The 16838-nt window shown below is 40.3% G+C and carries 18 protein-coding genes and 1 tRNA gene; 10 read left to right on the top strand and 9 right to left on the bottom strand.

Features of this window, described 5'->3' with window-relative positions:
• Positions 1 to 14 precede the first annotated feature (14 nt).
• The 3 genes from AAC073_RS11635 to AAC073_RS11625 form a co-directional block, all read right to left on the bottom strand.
• The gene (locus AAC073_RS11635; RefSeq protein WP_339924006.1) at positions 15 to 635 is read right to left on the bottom strand and encodes a DUF6134 family protein; all 621 of its coding nucleotides are present in this window, start codon (positions 633 to 635) and stop codon (positions 15 to 17) included.
• A gap of 92 nt (positions 636 to 727) precedes the next feature.
• A complete protein-coding gene (locus tag AAC073_RS11630; protein ID WP_339924005.1) occupies positions 728 to 1504 on the bottom strand; it encodes an alpha/beta hydrolase in 777 nt (258 codons plus the stop codon).
• A 202-nt stretch (positions 1505 to 1706) separates the two neighbouring features.
• Entirely contained in the window at positions 1707 to 2336 is a 630-nt protein-coding gene (locus AAC073_RS11625) for a GDSL-type esterase/lipase family protein (RefSeq protein ID WP_339924004.1), read from the bottom strand.
• A gap of 100 nt (positions 2337 to 2436) precedes the next feature.
• Between AAC073_RS11625 and AAC073_RS11620 the strand changes: the two genes are divergently transcribed.
• Both AAC073_RS11620 and AAC073_RS11615 read left to right on the top strand, forming a co-directional pair.
• A complete protein-coding gene (locus AAC073_RS11620) occupies positions 2437 to 3282 on the top strand; it encodes a hypothetical protein (RefSeq protein WP_339924003.1) in 846 nt (281 codons plus the stop codon).
• A gap of 23 nt (positions 3283 to 3305) precedes the next feature.
• A complete protein-coding gene (locus AAC073_RS11615) occupies positions 3306 to 3998 on the top strand; it encodes a class I SAM-dependent methyltransferase (protein ID WP_339924002.1) in 693 nt (230 codons plus the stop codon).
• Here AAC073_RS11615 and AAC073_RS11610 read toward each other — a convergent pair.
• The 6 genes from AAC073_RS11610 to AAC073_RS11585 form a co-directional block, all read right to left on the bottom strand.
• Positions 3935 to 5263, bottom strand: coding sequence for a neutral/alkaline non-lysosomal ceramidase N-terminal domain-containing protein (locus tag AAC073_RS11610; RefSeq protein ID WP_339924001.1), 1329 nt, complete (start codon positions 5261 to 5263; stop codon positions 3935 to 3937). The two genes, AAC073_RS11615 and AAC073_RS11610, sit on opposite strands and share 64 nt — an antisense overlap.
• A 24-nt stretch (positions 5264 to 5287) precedes the next feature.
• Complete coding sequence (locus tag AAC073_RS11605) at positions 5288 to 6457, bottom strand: AIR synthase related protein (RefSeq protein ID WP_339924000.1); 1170 nt, start codon at positions 6455 to 6457, stop codon at positions 5288 to 5290.
• Positions 6458 to 6502: 45 nt separating this feature from the next.
• Positions 6503 to 8452 (bottom strand): OmpA family protein, encoded by a 1950-nt coding sequence (locus tag AAC073_RS11600; RefSeq protein WP_339923999.1) that lies wholly within the window; start codon positions 8450 to 8452, stop codon positions 6503 to 6505.
• Between the two features lie 21 nt (positions 8453 to 8473).
• Entirely contained in the window at positions 8474 to 8962 is a 489-nt protein-coding gene (locus tag AAC073_RS11595; RefSeq protein WP_339923998.1) for a hypothetical protein, read from the bottom strand.
• A gap of 176 nt (positions 8963 to 9138) precedes the next feature.
• Positions 9139 to 9933, bottom strand: coding sequence for a (Fe-S)-binding protein (locus AAC073_RS11590; protein ID WP_339923997.1), 795 nt, complete (start codon positions 9931 to 9933; stop codon positions 9139 to 9141).
• An 11-nt stretch (positions 9934 to 9944) separates the two neighbouring features.
• Positions 9945 to 11276, bottom strand: a complete 1332-nt coding sequence (locus tag AAC073_RS11585) for a 4Fe-4S dicluster domain-containing protein (RefSeq protein WP_339923996.1) — start codon at positions 11274 to 11276, stop codon at positions 9945 to 9947.
• 88 nt (positions 11277 to 11364) lie between these two features.
• Between AAC073_RS11585 and AAC073_RS11580 the strand changes: the two genes are divergently transcribed.
• From AAC073_RS11580 to AAC073_RS11545, 8 genes are all read left to right on the top strand, one after another.
• Positions 11365 to 11437, top strand: a tRNA-Phe gene (locus tag AAC073_RS11580).
• Positions 11438 to 11931: 494 nt separating this feature from the next.
• Complete coding sequence (locus tag AAC073_RS11575; protein ID WP_339923995.1) at positions 11932 to 12417, top strand: RNA polymerase sigma factor; 486 nt, start codon at positions 11932 to 11934, stop codon at positions 12415 to 12417.
• Positions 12407 to 12835: a hypothetical protein gene (locus AAC073_RS11570; protein ID WP_339923994.1), complete on the top strand. Its 429-nt coding sequence runs from the start codon at positions 12407 to 12409 to the stop codon at positions 12833 to 12835. The genes AAC073_RS11575 and AAC073_RS11570 overlap by 11 nt, the downstream gene beginning before the upstream one ends.
• A gap of 2 nt (positions 12836 to 12837) precedes the next feature.
• On the top strand, positions 12838 to 13368 hold the full coding sequence (locus AAC073_RS11565; RefSeq protein ID WP_339923993.1) for a DUF4252 domain-containing protein: 531 nt from the start codon (positions 12838 to 12840) through the stop codon (positions 13366 to 13368).
• 26 nt (positions 13369 to 13394) lie between these two features.
• Positions 13395 to 13883 carry a DUF4252 domain-containing protein gene (locus AAC073_RS11560; RefSeq protein ID WP_339923992.1) on the top strand — a complete coding sequence of 163 codons (489 nt, stop codon included), beginning with the start codon at positions 13395 to 13397 and terminating at the stop codon, positions 13881 to 13883.
• A gap of 195 nt (positions 13884 to 14078) precedes the next feature.
• The gene (locus tag AAC073_RS11555; RefSeq protein WP_339923991.1) at positions 14079 to 14705 is read left to right on the top strand and encodes a superoxide dismutase family protein; all 627 of its coding nucleotides are present in this window, start codon (positions 14079 to 14081) and stop codon (positions 14703 to 14705) included.
• A gap of 386 nt (positions 14706 to 15091) precedes the next feature.
• Positions 15092 to 16177: a methyltransferase gene (locus tag AAC073_RS11550; protein WP_339923990.1), complete on the top strand. Its 1086-nt coding sequence runs from the start codon at positions 15092 to 15094 to the stop codon at positions 16175 to 16177.
• A gap of 97 nt (positions 16178 to 16274) precedes the next feature.
• A complete protein-coding gene (locus AAC073_RS11545) occupies positions 16275 to 16634 on the top strand; it encodes a glyoxalase (RefSeq protein ID WP_339923989.1) in 360 nt (119 codons plus the stop codon).
• Positions 16635 to 16838: the final 204 nt, after the last annotated feature.

Here is a 16838-nt window from a genome sequence, read left to right as displayed (position 1 = left end):
GCCAGCCAATTAGGCTATTTTGATTGCAAGTCTCTACGTCTCACTTCATAATTTTTTATTGGATTATGCATGCTAACCTTCAGCATTTTTCCATCTTGATAATAATATTTGTTTTGATCGCCTTCTATATGGGTGGTGTATATGCCGTCCCCATGGGCCCTTATTTCTGAAAATTTCCCCAGGTTTTCGGCAATCATAACTTCTACTCCTGCAGGTTCTTCAAAAAATAGCCGGACAGCACTGTGATAGATAGGTTCATTGATGGTGCCCGAATTTTCGTATTTATACCCGTTAGCATCAATTTTATACTGATCACCTTCCAGCCAAATTTTAGAGATGAAGTCACCCCTATTCGTTTGTGAGCTTACAATCGAACTAATAAAAACACCTTTGTGGTATTTTACCTCAGTATAGTAATCCACATTTATGGTACCAAACAGCCAAAAACTAACTTTACTTTCAAGTAAATAAATGGTGGAGTCACCTTTAATTACCTTGTTGGCTTTCATTTCTCCTATAGTGAACCCAGCCAAGGTAATGTCAAAATCAATTTTATCTTGAGCCTTCAAGGTAGGTGTAGAAAAAAAGACTAGGATGGTGAAACAGCAGGTTATAAAAATTTCTTTAATCGACATTTGCTATAGGGTTAAAATTCTTGCCAGATAGTAAGGTATAAAAAAGAGTTGTTCTGTTCAAATCGGAATAAAAATGCGCTTGTCAAAGGGGATTAAATGGTCTTTAAAAACCTTAAAGAAATCTTATTGAAAGCTTCTGGGTTTTCTACATTTACTACATGCCCGCAGGAAGGAACTACCTGGAGAGTGGCGGATTGGTGGGTCTTAACCAATTTGGTGATTGTAGGCAAAAACATGTAATCTTCCTCTCCCATTAAATAAAGGGTTGGGATATTGGTTTCTTTTATCCTGAAAAATTTAAGCAGCGGATTTACCCTGGAGGCGAGACTAAACCAGCGAATAAATTCTTTTTGGTACAGCTTTTTTGCCTCCTTTACGAAAAGAAATCGGGAGGCCTTGTGGTTTTTCCTAGGCATTATTATAAATGCAAAAAGCTTGTAAAGAAGAATGTATGGAATAACCGATTTCAGAAGTATACCCATACGCATCAATACTTGTCCCCGAACATTTAGCTTCATAATGGCACCTGCCAAAATCATGCTGGACACCCTTTCAGGATATCGCTCTGTTATCTCCCGAATGATGATTGTGCCTAAAGAAATACCTATAAAATGTGATTTTTTAATTTTCAAATGATTTAATACTTCCATTACTTCATCTGAAATTACAGGAAAAGTATAATTCTTTAATTTCTCGTAAACCTTGTCTTTTGATTTGCCATGGCCACGCAAGTCAACCAACAAAACGTTAAAGGACTTTTTGAAATCCCGGATCTGCTTAAACCAAATAGCACTGCTACCTCCTGCACCATGCACAAAAGTAACCCATGGGGCGTCTTCCTTTAATATATATGTAGTATAATGGAGCATGAGTTAAGATAACACGGGTTTGCCCTATATGGTTTAAACCTTGTTGCTTTTCATTAATAATGGGTGTTGTGATTACTTTGTCTCAACAGAAAACCTTTCCTTTTTCAATCATCAGAGATTTCTAAATTTAAGCCTGTTCCTTGACTAGTAGGAACAGGCTTAAACGGACTGTAGGGATAGACCCAAGCGAGAACATTTTGCTTTAGCGGATCGCTTTGGCCACAATTTTTGCCATGATTTTGTTCCCTTTTTTATTGGGGTGGACACCGTCGGCAAACAATTCCCCATGTTTTTCCATTGGTTGATGCAGGTCAAGGAGTATGGTGCCTGTTTTTTCTGCTGCTTGACGAATTAATGGGGCCATTTCGTTGACAATAATTTCTTCTGTAATACCAAAGTTGGTTTTGAAAACTGGGACTGGCAGGCAGACATAAATTTTGCCAGTTTTGGGCATGCTTGCTTTATAGACCTCAATCATTTCTACATAATCCTCCAGGAATTCATCTTTGAATTTCCAGTTCTGTGGTTTGGAATCATTGGTGCCCAATTTGATGATTAGAATATCAGGGGCAAAGTTTTTCACAGCCTCAAATTGTGGCTCTTCCCAATATGGGTGGTCACCTTTTTTTAATAAGGTACGTCCACTGACACCAAAATTGACTACTTCGTATTTCTTGCCTAATTTCTTTTGCATTTGAAGTGGGTAGCTGTCAGGGTTTTCTCTTCCGGGTCCCTGAGTGATGCTATTGCCTACACAGGCAACTTTAATAGGAGATTGGGCTAAAACTTCTTGCCCTAAAAATAGCAACAGGATATAAAATAACTTGTTCATGAATATTGATTTTGCGTTGAATGTGGAAATTACATAATTTTTAAAGGTTTTGATCTTTTCATTTCTTTAAATTGCCAATCAGTTGGAATTTTTCTGTACAATGAAATGGAACTACTTGGTCTTTAATGAGAAATTTAACCTCCTTTCTTTGGATGTGGTAGCAGGGGCATGTGCGGGGATGTGTTTTTTTTCCGATTTAATGAAGGTTGATTTGTCATGGAAGATCTATTTACTTTTAGCGTTAGCTGTTTGGAGCATTTATACTTTTGACCATTTATTGGATGCGAAAAAGGTAAAAGGTCAAGCATTGTCCGAAAGGCATAGGTTCCATCAAGACCATTTTATCTTATTATTGGTATTATTATTTATAGCGGTTATTTGTGGTTTTGTTTTGGCCCTCTGGTTTTTACCTACTCTAAGGCTGCTCGGTTCAGGGCTTATTCTTGCCTTTCTTATTGTATCGTCTATGTCAATATTGCGAATAGCAGGGAAAAAAACAGCTGCGATTAAAGAGTTTTCTACGGCTTTGTTTTATGTTGCTGGGCTTGCTTTAATTCCCCTATTGAATATTGACTTTTCATTTTCTTCCAATTATTGGATGTATTTTTTAGGAGCCTATCTTTTGCTGGCTTGGTACAACCTGGTATTTCTCTCCTATAGTGATAGTGAGCAAGATTTGGTAGAAGGGCAGCCTTCAATTGTGACCGTTATTGGTAGGGTAAATACACAAAGGTTACTTTGGGGCCTTTCCATTATCGGTTTGCTTTACCTCGTATTCCTTTTTCTAATTTTACCTTCCTATTATCACATCTATACTTTGATTTGGGGTTTAATGTTTTTGATGCATATCATTAGTTTTGTAGCTTCCTCTTCGGATAAAAGCGCAAAAACCAGAAAACGTCTTGAGTTGGCCTTTTCACTGCCTTTATTGCTCTTACTATTTTAAGACTATAGCCATTTACCTCAAATATGGAAATAAAGAAAGGCGTAGAATTTAAAGACAATTACCATTTATTGGCTGCTGTTTATGACCCATTGGCCTCTTTGTTTTTAGGGGAAAAATTTCAAAACAGTAAGTGGGAATTTTTAGATTGTATCCAGCCAGGGGATACCGTTTGGATAATTGGAGGTGGAACGGGAGCCAATTTGCCTGAGATTCTGAAAAGATGTGGGGAAAGGGGAAAAATAATATTCATGGAGGCCTCGATTAAAATGCTTGAGAAAGCTAAGGGCAGAATTCATTCTGATTTAACAAGCAAGGTTGAATTTGTTTGTTCGGATGATTTTAAACTTTCCAAAAAGGAGAAAATTGATGTAGTCATCACCCAATTTCTATTGGATGTATTGGCAGATGATTCTATTGACGCATTATTTGAAAATGTAATGCAAAATGTATCACCAACCACTTCTTGGTTGTTTCTGGACTTTTATCCAGTTAAAAACAAGAAATGGTTGATCCATTTTATGATAAAAACCTTTAGTATCTTGGCCGACCACCCAAGAAAAGAACTTCCTGATTACGATAAGTTTTTTGAAAGCTGGGATTGGGAAGAAATAAAAACAACTTCCTTTGAGAATGGATTTTACCGAGCCAAGGTTTATAAATTGGCTCCCAAACCTATCAAATCGGATACGATTTCTTTAAAATATTCCCCATTGTAGGGACCATAGAAATTCATGTCCCTTGCTTCATAATAATCCCCTGAGTAGTATTTGTCCGGAGTGATGTATCCAATGTATCCTCCGTTAAATGTGGTGATGAATAGGGACAGGCCAAGCGCTTCCGCTTGCGCTTCCCAAGCCTTGTAAAAGACCCCTGAAATTTCACCCGAGGAGGAGATAAACAAGGCATTTCCAATTCTTATCACATCAAAGTAAGCAGGGCTTTCTCCAATGGCCCAGTTAAAAAGCCAAGGCCGAAGTCGCAAATTGTCACTGATTCTGTAATGTGGTGAACGCAGCTTTAGGGGGAGGTTGGCTGCCATTATATGGGTGCCCTTTACTTTTTTATAGACCTGCTTACTATTTACTACGGAATCTAAAGAGGAAGCGTATTGCTTGATACTCTTGATGTCGTTTCCTGGGGCTTTTGGCCGATGACTTCCCACTGCTCCTGCAGCAAAAACAGCAAAGTCATGTCTTTTTTCCAGCGCTTCGGTGAGGTAATAGGGATAGTCTCCCGAGAGCCCCATAAACTTACTACTAAGGCAAGTCGCATGTGCACTGTAGGTCACAAGAGTACAGGTTTCACCGTTACTTTTTTCTAAAGTCAACTGTCTGATATAGGGGTCAATAGGATCTGAGGGGATCAGTCGATTGCTTACAAAATCTGCCGCTTCTGATCTTTTGGTGCGCAAGGATACTGTATCCATATTGACCAAGGCATTGTCTATAGCTTTAAGAGTGCCGTTTGTAACATGGCTTACCAAGGATTCGTCCCAGCCCCCCATGGCCAATTCACCTACTGGTCCTGGAATGGTTCCTCCCATACCACTGTGTGTATGGGTGGCTGTAAAATAAACATGGTCAACAGGAAGTTGTTGTTTTTTTATTGCTGCACTAAGTGCTTTAGCCAATTCGGGGTGAACAATCAGCAATTCGTAATTTAGGAAAGCCACCTTAAATTGCGCATTTCCAATGATGATCGCTTTTACGAAACTGCTGTCTTCTACGTATTCATAAGGGCCTCGTGGTTTATAAGCAACAAGGTTTACGGGCGATTCAGCCGTTATATTTGCTTTCGACCAACCTGAGAGGACGTATCCTTTATCCGCCCCTTCAAAAGTCAGATCCTCTAATGCTTGTAAGGTCTCCTTATAGTAGGCAGTTTCTTTATACGGGGTCCAATTGACAGTAGTGATAGTAATCAATGCCAGTGCCAATAAGAAAATGAAGCACCCAATGATGATTTTTAAAAGGACTTTCATTTTCTTAAAGTTTAAACCGCTGATTTAACCATCATAGGTAAAGGTACCGTGCTGACTGTTTACTGTAACTTTTTTGCCTTGGTGATCTGTAACTCTACCGATAACTTTGGCTTCTACACCGAAACTAGCGGCAATGGCAATCACTTGATCCGCATATTTTTCGTCCAGGTACACTTCCATTCTGTGGCCCATATTGAATACCTTGTACATTTCCTTCCAGTCCGTACTGCTTTCTTCCTGGATGATTTTAAAGAGTGGTGGTGTGTCAAAAAGGTTGTCTTTGATCACATGCAAGTTGTCTATGAAATGAAGCACTTTTGTTTGTGCTCCACCGCTACAATGTACTAAGCCATGTATTGCATCCCTGTTTTCTTTCAATAAGGCAGCGATAATAGGCGCATAGGTTCTGGTAGGTGATAGCACCAATTTCCCCATATCTAAGGGAGTGCCTGGGGCCGGACTGGTTAAGTCATAGCTACCGGAGTAAACCAACTCCTCGGGTACGGATGGATCAAAGCTTTCTGGATAGGCTGTTTTTATGTTTTTTCCAAAGACATCATGTCTGGCAGAGGTAAGACCATTGCTGCCCATTCCTCCGTTGTATTCAGATTCGTATGTGGCTTGACCGAATGAGGTCATTCCCACTACTACATCCCCTGCTTTTATATTGTCATTGGAGATGACTTCATTTCTTTTCATTCGGCAGGTGACTGTGCTGTCCACAATGATCGTGCGTACCAAGTCTCCAACATCTGCTGTTTCGCCACCAGTAAGTACGGTATTAACACCATGCTCCCTGAGCATTTGAAGTACTTCTTCTGTGCCATTGATGATCGCAGCAATCACTTCCCCTGGAACAAGGTTTTTGTTCCTACCTATGGTGGAGGAAACGAGTATATTATTGACTGCACCTACGCAAAGCAGGTCGTCTATATTCATAATTATGGCATCCTGGGCAATGCCCTTCCATACACTCAGGTCTCCTGTGGCCTTCCAATACAGGTAGGCCAGAGAGGATTTGGTTCCAGCACCATCGGCATGCATGATGTTACAATAGTCCGGGTCATTTCCCAAGACATCTGCTACTATTTTGCAGAAGGCTTTGGGGTACAGGCCTTTGTCTAGGTTTGAAATTGCTTGATGTACGTCTTCTTTGGAGGCGGAAACCCCCCGCTGCATGTACCTATCGTTCATAAACTTAGCTTTGGAAAAAACAGATAAGGGGCAAAGGTAAGCATTTTACTCCGTGATTTCTATAACCTTAAACTCTGTTCTTCTGTTGACTTGGTGCTCTTCTTCAGTTTGGGCATTCTCTACAATTAACTGCCTTTCTCCATATCCCTTCGCTTGCAGCCTGTCGGCTGCGATGCCTTGGGAAACAATATAGGCTACTGCAGATTCAGCCCTCCTTTGAGAAAGGTCATCATTGTAAGCATCCGTTGCCCTTACATCTGTATGGCTACTCAACTCAATGCGTATTCCAGGATTATCTTTTAGAATTTTTACTAGCTTGTCTAGCTCGACAGCCGCATCAGGCCGAATATCTGCCTTGTCCAAGTCATAATAAATATTCTCAAGTACTATTGCCCTTTCCAATATCAACTGGTCAAGCACAATGGTGGTATCCAGTGTAATGTTGGTAACATCCTGGATCAGGTCCTCCTCTGCTGGGGTTTTGCCGACTGTACTGTAAGGGATGCTTTTGGTAAAGTAACCGCTTTTAGAGGCGATCATAGAATAGTCTTTGTCTGGCTCGAGCGGAAATCTCAAGCGGCCACTTTGGCTTGTTAAGTTCCCATCGATGCTTTTGTTTTGGTCATCATAAAGCATTACCCGTACCTGAGGTAATATTTGCTCTTCGCCATTTTCAGCCGTTGTTTTTGTTACCACGTTTAACAAAACATTGACCACTTTGGGAGCTGGCGTCATGTCTTTGAAATAATAAATGTCATCATCTCCTTTGCCACCTTCCCGGTTGGAGGTGATAAAGCCTTCTTCAGGATATTTGGTAAAGAATATCCCAAAATCATCTGCTATGGTATTAAAGTTTGGCCCCAGGTTCAATACCTTGGCTTCGCCATCGACCTCCCTAAAAACAAAGATGTCTAGTTTACCATAGCCAGGATGACCATCGGAGGCAAAATAAAACTCGCCATTTGACAAAGACCTTGGAAACATTTCATTGCCAGGAGTATTGATTTCAGGGCCCATATTTTCCGCGCTTCCAAAATTTCCAGAAGCCATTATAGTAGCTTTGTAGAGGTCTGTTCCACCATATCCTCCGGGTCTGTTGGATGCAAAATAAAGGGTTTGTCCATCCAGACTAAAGGCTGGCGTGGAATTCCAATATTCAGCTTCTGCATTTACGCCCATATAGGCAGGTTCTGTAAATGCTGTTCCGTTGAATTTAGAAGAAAATAGACTTACATCAGGGAGGTCATTTTTACTGTTGCTGTTGCCCCGTGCATAGATGATCATGTTGCCATCTGGGCTTATCGCAATTGCACCCTGGTTTAGTCCTGACTCGTTTTGAAACTCAGAAAGGGTTTGGACACCTTGTACATCTACATTGATTCCTTCAGCCCTTGTTTTAAATAAGCGGGTATATCCTTGTCCTGTTCCTGCATACATGCCTCCCGCACCTCTTGAACTTGTAAAGAAAAGTTGGTTTTCACTTACAATTGGAGCATAATCAATTCCTGTAGAATTAAGCAATTCATAATTTTCCAATTCATGATTGGGCCAAATAGGAGTGATGGTCTCTATCTGGTCTATATTCTCAATTTCTTTTGTAGCGAGAGCGATTTTTTCATCGTCCATTGTTAACGATTTGGCCGCTTCAAAAGCTTCCTTTGCAGCCTGGTATTCCCCTTTGCCTTTCAAACTTTTTGCCTTGTGGTATTCGCTATCAAAGCTGGCATTCTCTTCCGAGACTTTTTCATAATACTCAGCCGCTTTTTCTATACGGTTAGAGAGTCTGTAGCTTTCGGCAATGTAAAAGTTTGCCTCACTGTTTGCCGAATCACTCTCTAATAACTTAGAATAAGAGGCGATTGCCAGTTGATATTCTCCTGTGTTAAATTGCGTTTGGGCCTTTTGTTGTAGACTGGTACAAGATGCTTGAAATACAAGCAATAAAACAGGAAGTAAACAGCGGTTTAATGGAAAGGTGGACTTTATGTTTCTCATACTATTTTTTCTCTTGCAGCATTAATTAGCAAAATATTTTTTCAACCAACTTCTGTCAGCTTCAATTAGCCAATTGTCTTTTAAGTCCGCAATTTTATTTACACTAGGATTAAACATTCTACTGTTGGACTTTAAAGATCCTTCTACTACATGATTTTTGATCTCTGGTAAAAAGGCCACCCTTACGTTATCTCCCTCTAAATAGGCAACTTTACCACTGTCCAATAAATTTATATTTAACTTAACTTCTATTTCCCTTATAACCCTCACCGAGCTATCAATAGAGCAGCCACTGGCCCCCATTTGGCTCTCATCAACAGAAAGGACAATAAATTGGTCGTATTTTAAGTCAAAAGAACTGGGCATCTCAGCTCCATGTGTATTCCACTGGTTACAGAAAGCGACTAATTTAGATATTATCCAGGTCTTTTCCTGCTCCTCGAAAGGACGGTCAGACTGATAGATCCAAATTTTCGCATCTTCTGGCATTTTATCAAATGGTACGTACATGATTGGCTCTTTTAAATGTATATCCTTTACAAATTTACAAACAATGCCAGGAATTACCCGACCGTATTATTAAACGAAGATAGATTTATTATGATACAAAATTTTTTTAAGTTCCCTTAAAAAAAGTTCTAAACCAAAATCGAGGAGTATTTCTAAAGCCCCAAATGCATAAAAACCTACAACTCCTGGTCTTTTGCTATTAGTTCAGCTAGGTCTAGAACATTTACCTCCTTTTCTTTCTCCTTGTTTTTTACACCATCTGTCATCATCGTAAGGCAGAAAGGACAACCCACAGCGATGGTTTTTGCTCCCGTTTGGAGTGCCTCTTCAGTTCGTTCTACATTGATGTCTTTACTTCCTTTTTCTGGTTCTTTGAACATCTGGGCACCGCCAGCCCCACAGCAAAGTCCCTTGGACTTGCATCGCTTCATTTCTACCAATTCCATGTCTAGGGCTTTAATTACTGCTCTAGGAGCTTCATACACATCATTGGCACGCCCTAGAAAGCAACTGTCATGGAAGGTGATTTTCTTGCCTTTAAATTCCCCGCCGTCTTTCATGACAATCTTGCCATCGTTGATCAACTCTTGCAAATATTGAGAATGATGTACCACTTCGTAATTGCCACCTAAGGCTGGGTATTCATTTTTTATGGTATTGAAACAATGGGGGCAGGCAGTTACAATTCTTTTTACCTGATAGCCATCCAATACCTGGATATTGCTCATGGCTTGCATTTGGTATAAAAATTCATTGCCAGCCCTTCTGGCTGGATCTCCGGTGCATGTCTCCTCGTCACCGAGTACAGCAAAGTTTACCCCAACTTTATTTAGGATTTTGACAAATGCCAGGGTTACGGATTTGTATCGTTCATCAAATGATCCCGCGCAACCTACCCAAAATAAAATCTCCGGGGCCTCCCCGGAAGCCATTTTTTGAGCCATGGTTGGGGCTTTATAGCTATCACTCATAGTATCGAATTTTACTTGTTATCTTTGTTTAAATCTGCTGCCCAATTAAATCTGTCTGTTGGAGGGAATTTCCAAGGAGCAAAGCTAGTCTCAATATTTTGAAACATGGCATTCCATTGTGCCGGACTGCCACTTTCTTCCATAGCCGTATACCGCCTCAATTCTACAATAATGGCCAAAGGATCGATATTCACTGGACAGGCTTCCACACAGGCACTGCAGTTGGTACAAGCATTTATTTCTTCCTGTGTGATATAATCTCCCAAAAGGGATTTGCCATCATCCAATCCTTTTTTGCCAGCAGATAAATTATTACTCACTTCTTCAGCCCTGTCCCTGGTGTCCATCATTATTTTGCGGGGAGATAATTTTTTGCCCGTAATATTTGCAGGACATTCCGCCGTACATCTTCCACACTCAGTACAGGAAAAGGCATTCAAAAGGTTTATCCTAGACAAGTCATTCACATCCTTGGCACCAAACCTACCCACTTCTGCTGTTTCAGTAGGTTGTGGATCGGTAGGCATTCCCAACATCATTTTCACTTCATTGGTTACGACTTCCATGTTTGGCATTTTTCCTTTAGGTTCCAGATTAGAATACCAGGTATTGGGGAAGGCTAGGAATATATGCAGGTGTTTAGAATAGGTAACATAAATGGCAAATCCTAAAATGCCGATGATGTGAAACCACCAGGCAAACCTTTCGATCAAAATTAGTGTACTGGATTCCAGTCCTTCAAATAGGCCCTGAATACTCCCACTTATCCAAAGGCCTCCAAGGGGAATGTATCCGCCGATGCCCCTATAAGCTAAAATTTGGTCCGTAGCATTCATGGTTAATATCGCCATCATCAATACTATTTCAATTATCAGGATCAGGTTGGCATCTAATTTTGGCCAGCCTTTCAACTCGACCATATTGAGTCTTGGTACTTTGGTGATGTTTCTACGGATGAGGAAAATAACACAGGAAAGGAGTACACCCATTGCCAAAAACTCAAAGAAATTCATGGCAATGGAATAGAATCCTGCCAGAAAAGGGGCGAAAACCCTGTGCGTGCCTGCTATTCCATCTATTATAAATTCCAATACCTCTAGGTTGATGATCACAAAAGATACGTATATGACCATATGCAGCAAGGCTGGAATCATGTTTTTGAACATCTTCTTTTGTCCAAAGGCGACCAACAACATGGTCTTCCATCTTTCCCCAGGATTGTCATTGCGTTGTGTGGGTTTGCCCAGTTGAATGGTTTTTAGGATATAATTTATTCGTTTGTACAGGATATATCCTGCAGTTCCTAAAACCAATAAAAAAAGGATTTGCGGTAAGCTACTCATATTGAATGTGTTATTATTTATCCTCAATTTTTTTATTAAAATTGCTTGTACAAAAGTAACAAATAAGTACCTTTGCATCACTTTCAGCGGTGATGTAGCTCAGTTGGTAGAGCATCGGACTGAAAATCCGTGAGTCGGTGGTTCGAGCCCACTCATCACCACAAGCCCTGGTTTTACCAGGGCTTTTTTTTTGTCCTTTATTTTTAGCAAATGATTTCCGGTATTTTGCATGCTTTGATTTTTTCTATTCTTTGAATAGGCAAATTAATAAATAGTCAGGAGGCAAACTATATATTTTATTTTTAAACCCAGATTCTAAGACCTCGCGAAAAAGTAACCTTCGGTAGCAAACTTTTATTTTTTGCTTTCAACTGCTACCTACACTAATTTGTTTATTACAGAAAGATAGCAAAAATGGGATTCGTGTTTTCGACGGAATAAAATATCAGGTAATTTCCGTTCTTTAAAGGTTATGGTTTTTGGATCAGGATGGAAGGATTCACAGCGCAATGGCTATAGCCTATTTTAAATTCATTTTTCGGAAATATGGTCATGATTGGTCCAAACAGGATTATTTTTATCATTTAGGCATAAATTCAAAAAAGTTTTTTGCCAAAAGTGTAACCTTTTTGTTTCCCGATCATCATATTACTACATGAAGTCCTTTTTTGAATCTCAGCTATGGCCCTTAAAGAACAGGCTCTACCGATTTGCCATATTATGGTTGAAGGATAGGGATAGGGCGCAGGATGCGGTTCAAGAAACGATGACTAAAGGGTTTTTGCAACAGGATTATCTTTCTTCTATCGAAAACCCAACCGGGTGGATGGTGAAGACCTTGAAAAATGAGGCCCTTCAGCAAATCAGGGAAGCCGGAAAGTGGGGGACAATGGAGGAAGTTGGGGATAGGGCAATGGAGATTGTTCCTGACGTGGATTTTAGCCAGCAAACCAAAATGGTTTTTAGGTTTATCGAAAAACTACCTGAGCGCCAAAAAGAAATTTTCTTCCTGAGGGAAGTAGAAGGGCTTACACACAGGGAAATGGCCGATTACCTGGAGCTTAATGAAGGACAGGTAAAGGTGGAACTGCACCGGGCTAGGAAAAAATTGAAAACATTTCTGGAGAATTATGGAAAATAAAAACGAGAAATTGTGGGAGAAATACTGGAAAGGTGAAACGACACTGGAAGAGGAAAATTTGCTTTTCAGTGAGATTGAGGCTGATCAGGAGGAAGGAAGCCTCAAGGATTTCTATTCAGGGATTGAAACCATCCGTTTAGAGAAGCCAAAAGGAATTTCATTGCCTCTGCGGAAGCAACAATATCCTTGGCAAAAACTGGCGGCTGTACTATTGGTATTCCTTACTTTAACTGCCTGCTGGTGGGGTTATAGGGAGTATGAGAAACAGCAACAAGAATTGGCTTACCAGCAAGTGGTGGAAGCCATGGGTAAAATCCAAGTCAACCTTAGAAAAGGCACCAGTCAATTGGAAGGCATGGAAAAGATCAAATACCTCAATACAGGTGCGCATTGGTATGAAAACAATAAAAATAATTAGCGATGAAAAAGATACTATTCCTGGCACTGTGCTTATTGCCATGGCTGGCTCAGGCCCAAAATGAAGTCATAGATCAGTTTTATGAAAAATACCGGCAGGATGAACGCTTTTCCAGGGTTTACATCAGTCCCAAACTGATGCAAATGGCAGGTGGGTTCCTGAGTTCCAATGCCGATCAGAAAGATGAAGATGCCGCAAACCTTATGGAACTGATCACCAAAGTAAAAGGCATCAGGATTCTTTCTGCTGAAAAAATTGGTGGTTTGGCCTTGTTCAATGAGGCCATGGGAGACCTGAAAACGGACATGTATGAAGAGCTCATGGATGTGAGGGACAAAGAAAGCTCGCTGAAGTTTATGGTCAGGGAAGAAAAAGGCAGGATCAAAGAACTGCTAATGGTTTCGGGTTCTACCAGTGAATTCACCTTTATGAGTATGCAGGGAGATTTCACCTACCAAGACCTCAACATGCTTTCCGAAAACACCAATTTGCCAGGAATGGAAGCGTATGGACGAGCCAAAAAAAGTAAATAATCAAAAAAGCACTAAATACCATTACCATGAAAAAATCAACAATTATTATCGCATTGACACTCTTTTTTAGCCTTCCCTCAGCACTTTATGCCCAAAGTAAAAGTGTAGATCAGTTGTACCAACAATACAAGGGGCAGGAAAACTTCTTTCATTTAGATCTGGCAGGGAACTTCCTTGACTTTGCCAAAGGATGGAACCTAGAAATCGAAGAAGCCAATCTGGATGCCATTACTGAAAGCATAGAAAGAGTTAAATTTTTCAAGTTGCCAGTGAGTGGCACACGTGCCAGGACAGATTTTCAAAAGCTTAGTAAAGGACTAGGAAAAGAACGCTATGAGCTGATGATGGATGCCACAGATAAAGACAGCGGACTTGCCATTTATTCCAAGGGAAAAGATTCCGTTGAAGGGCTGGTGCTGATGATCCGATCAGACAATGACAACGAATTTATGGTAATCGAGCTGGAAGGTCGCTTTGATCAGAAAACATTGGCAACCATAGGAAAAGGGATTTGATTTTACCCAACCTTATTCTAATCAACAAGTCCATAAAAATTTGAGCTGTCAGATTTAAGGGAAATAGGGGTTTAATAATAGGGTGTTCTTATCTAAGTTTTATTGAATCTCTTTATTGTTATAAAAACAATTAAAGACCAGCTATTTTGGCATAGTTTTTTCTTGAATAGTAATTGAATTTAAAAACCAACGACTATGATGATGAAAACAATTAATTATTTTCTTTTTATCGGGGCAGCATCCATGGCATTTGCCTGCGGATCTGGAACCAATAATTCTGGGGATGATGCTACCGATAGCCTTGAAATGACTGAAAACCATATGGGTAATATGGATATGGAAACCACAATGACTGACACGATGAATGAGATGTCAGCTACGGCTTTGCTTTCCGCAGCAAGTGGAAGCAATGTTACTGGAACCGCAACCTTTACCCAAGAAGCCGATGGAAAGGTTAGACTTGAATTGACAGTAGAAAATTTGACGGCAGGAGAGCATGCGATTCACCTTCATGAAAATGGAGACTGTAGTGCGGATGACGCTTCTTCTGCAGGTGGCCATTGGAACCCAGATGGGGAGGACCATGGCAAAAGAGGTGAAAATGAATACCATGCAGGTGATATCGATAATTTGACTGTAGGTGAAGATGGTAAAGGAAACCTAGAAATGATGGTTGAAGGATGGTCTATAGGTGATGGACAGGATTCAGATATCCTTAATAAAGCCATTATCATTCATGCCGATGAAGATGACTTCACTTCTCAACCTTCAGGTGCAGCCGGTTCAAGGGTGGCATGTGGAGTGATACAAAAAGCAGGTTAATTAGATCCTCTTCAAAATTTGCAGGTGAGTACATTTTTTGTACTTATACAGCATTAATAAATTACTGCATAGAAACATGGAGCAATCCAAGATGTTTCAGTGCACCTATAGCCCAATGGCATTATCCATTGGGCTTTTTTCATGCGCATTTAATTTCTGGAACTTTCCAAAGTTACCCTATGCTCTTCTCCAGACCTTACCTTATTGTTATGAATTGGTTTTGAACTCGTGTGAATAGTTTTCAATAATGCATGTATTGGGTTTAAATGAAGTACCTTTGTGCTCACCCTAGAGGCCTGTATGATCGACTTCTTCTAAATGATGGTTAACTTTCTTGTTGGTTTGAAAAGCAGGATTATAGGGTTTCCCAAAGCACAAAGTAAAATATGACTGGAGCAATAAAAATAAACAAACCGGAACCGATTGTTTCCGCCAAACCAAAAACCGTCTTTGATGGTACCACAGACGTAAAGCTTGCTATCGAAGCATTAGAGGCAGGAAAGCAGGTGTTGATTACAGCCTTTTATAGCAATGGTTTGTTGCTATTGAAGGAATTGAAAGAACAGCTACAAAACAAGCTTCCTAACACGACTTTCAAGGAACAGCGTGAATTCCGAGCAACCTACCGTAAGCTTTCCAATCTTGTTTTGATTGAAATTGCAGGCAATAAATTGGCACTAAAAAAAGCCCCTTTCATAGGCTGGTTGGAGGAATTGTACCCAGACGATAGTGATTTTTTATTGACCTTCCCTCAAGTGCAGGGACTAAACAGTTCCTGGGAATGGTATAAAAATGGGATGACTATTCCGGTGCTTAGAAATAAATTGCATCCCTACTACGGGACTTATTTTCCTACTCGTTTTGATCATTTGTCAGTATTTGACCAATGGCTTAAGCGGTATGAAGGCCCTAAAAAAACGGCCATAGATGTTGGGATTGGGAGCGGTGTGCTTTCCATGCAAATGGTGCAATATGGCTTTCAGAAAGTCTTTGGAACTGACACCAATCCAAATGCGATTGTTGGCCTAAAAGCCTTTATGGGAGATACCAAGTTGTCTCGTAAGATTGAGTTAGATTATGGCAACCTATTTGGGAAATGGGAAAAGCAAACCGAACTAATTGTTTTTAATCCGCCATGGTTGCCCGAATCCTATGCACCAGAAAGCCTGGATGCAGGCATCTATTACGATAAGAAGCTGTTCCCAGCGTTCTTTGCTGAGGCTAAGAAAAGGCTTTTGCCAGACGGTAAACTCGTGCTCCTGTTCTCCAACCTGGGCCAAATTACAGAAGCCACCAAAGAACATCCCATAGAAAAAGAACTGGCTGAAGACGGCCGTTTTAAATTGGAAAGGTGCTTTAAAAAATCAGTAAAAGCTGCCTCAAAGAAAACCAAGCGTGACCAGAACTGGCGTGCCGAAGAAGTAGTAGAACTTTGGGAGCTGACGCATAAGGAGCTAGAGACTGCCAATTGATTCGCGTTTTTGAGAAAATCAGCTAATAACAATCCTTATTTTCCCTATTATAATAATTATCTTGTTTGATTCTTTCTGTAATCAAACAAGATAATTTATGGAGCATAAAATCAAGTCAATCAGGCCATTTATTGGCGCCAGGGATTATGAGCTGTCTCGTCAGTTTTATAAAGACCTTGGGTTTGAAGAAGTGGTGATTCCCAGCAATATGTCCTACTTCAAATCAGGAGATTTTGGCTTCTACCTGCAGGATGCCTATGTCAAAGACTGGGTAGACAATACCATGTTATTTATGGAAGTGGAGGACCTGGATGCGCAGTTCGAAAAGATAAAAGCCCTCTCCCAAAAATACAAAGGCGTCCGCCTGTCCGGAATCGTCTATAACGATTGGGGAAATGAATTTTTTCTACACGATCCTTCGGGGATTTTATGGCATATTGGGGTGTTTTTGGGGTAGTATATTTTCTATTTGGGCGATTCCTAGTTTTTAATTCCCAGCTGCCAAACTTTCTAAATATTTAACAAATCTTTGATAACCAATTCCCAGAAACCGAATTGCGGAGAAAAAAGCCATTATTCCTTTTAAATATGCGGTGATTAGGTGGTGTGTTTACTGCAAGAAGATTCTGGAGGAAGAAGTACAAATTACAAATTGACTGAA

Source organism: uncultured Cyclobacterium sp., assembly GCF_963977555.1.
Classification (GTDB): domain Bacteria; phylum Bacteroidota; class Bacteroidia; order Cytophagales; family Cyclobacteriaceae; genus Cyclobacterium.
The sequence above is the reverse complement of the archived record's forward strand: the minus strand, read 5'-3'. Positions and strand labels throughout refer to the sequence as shown.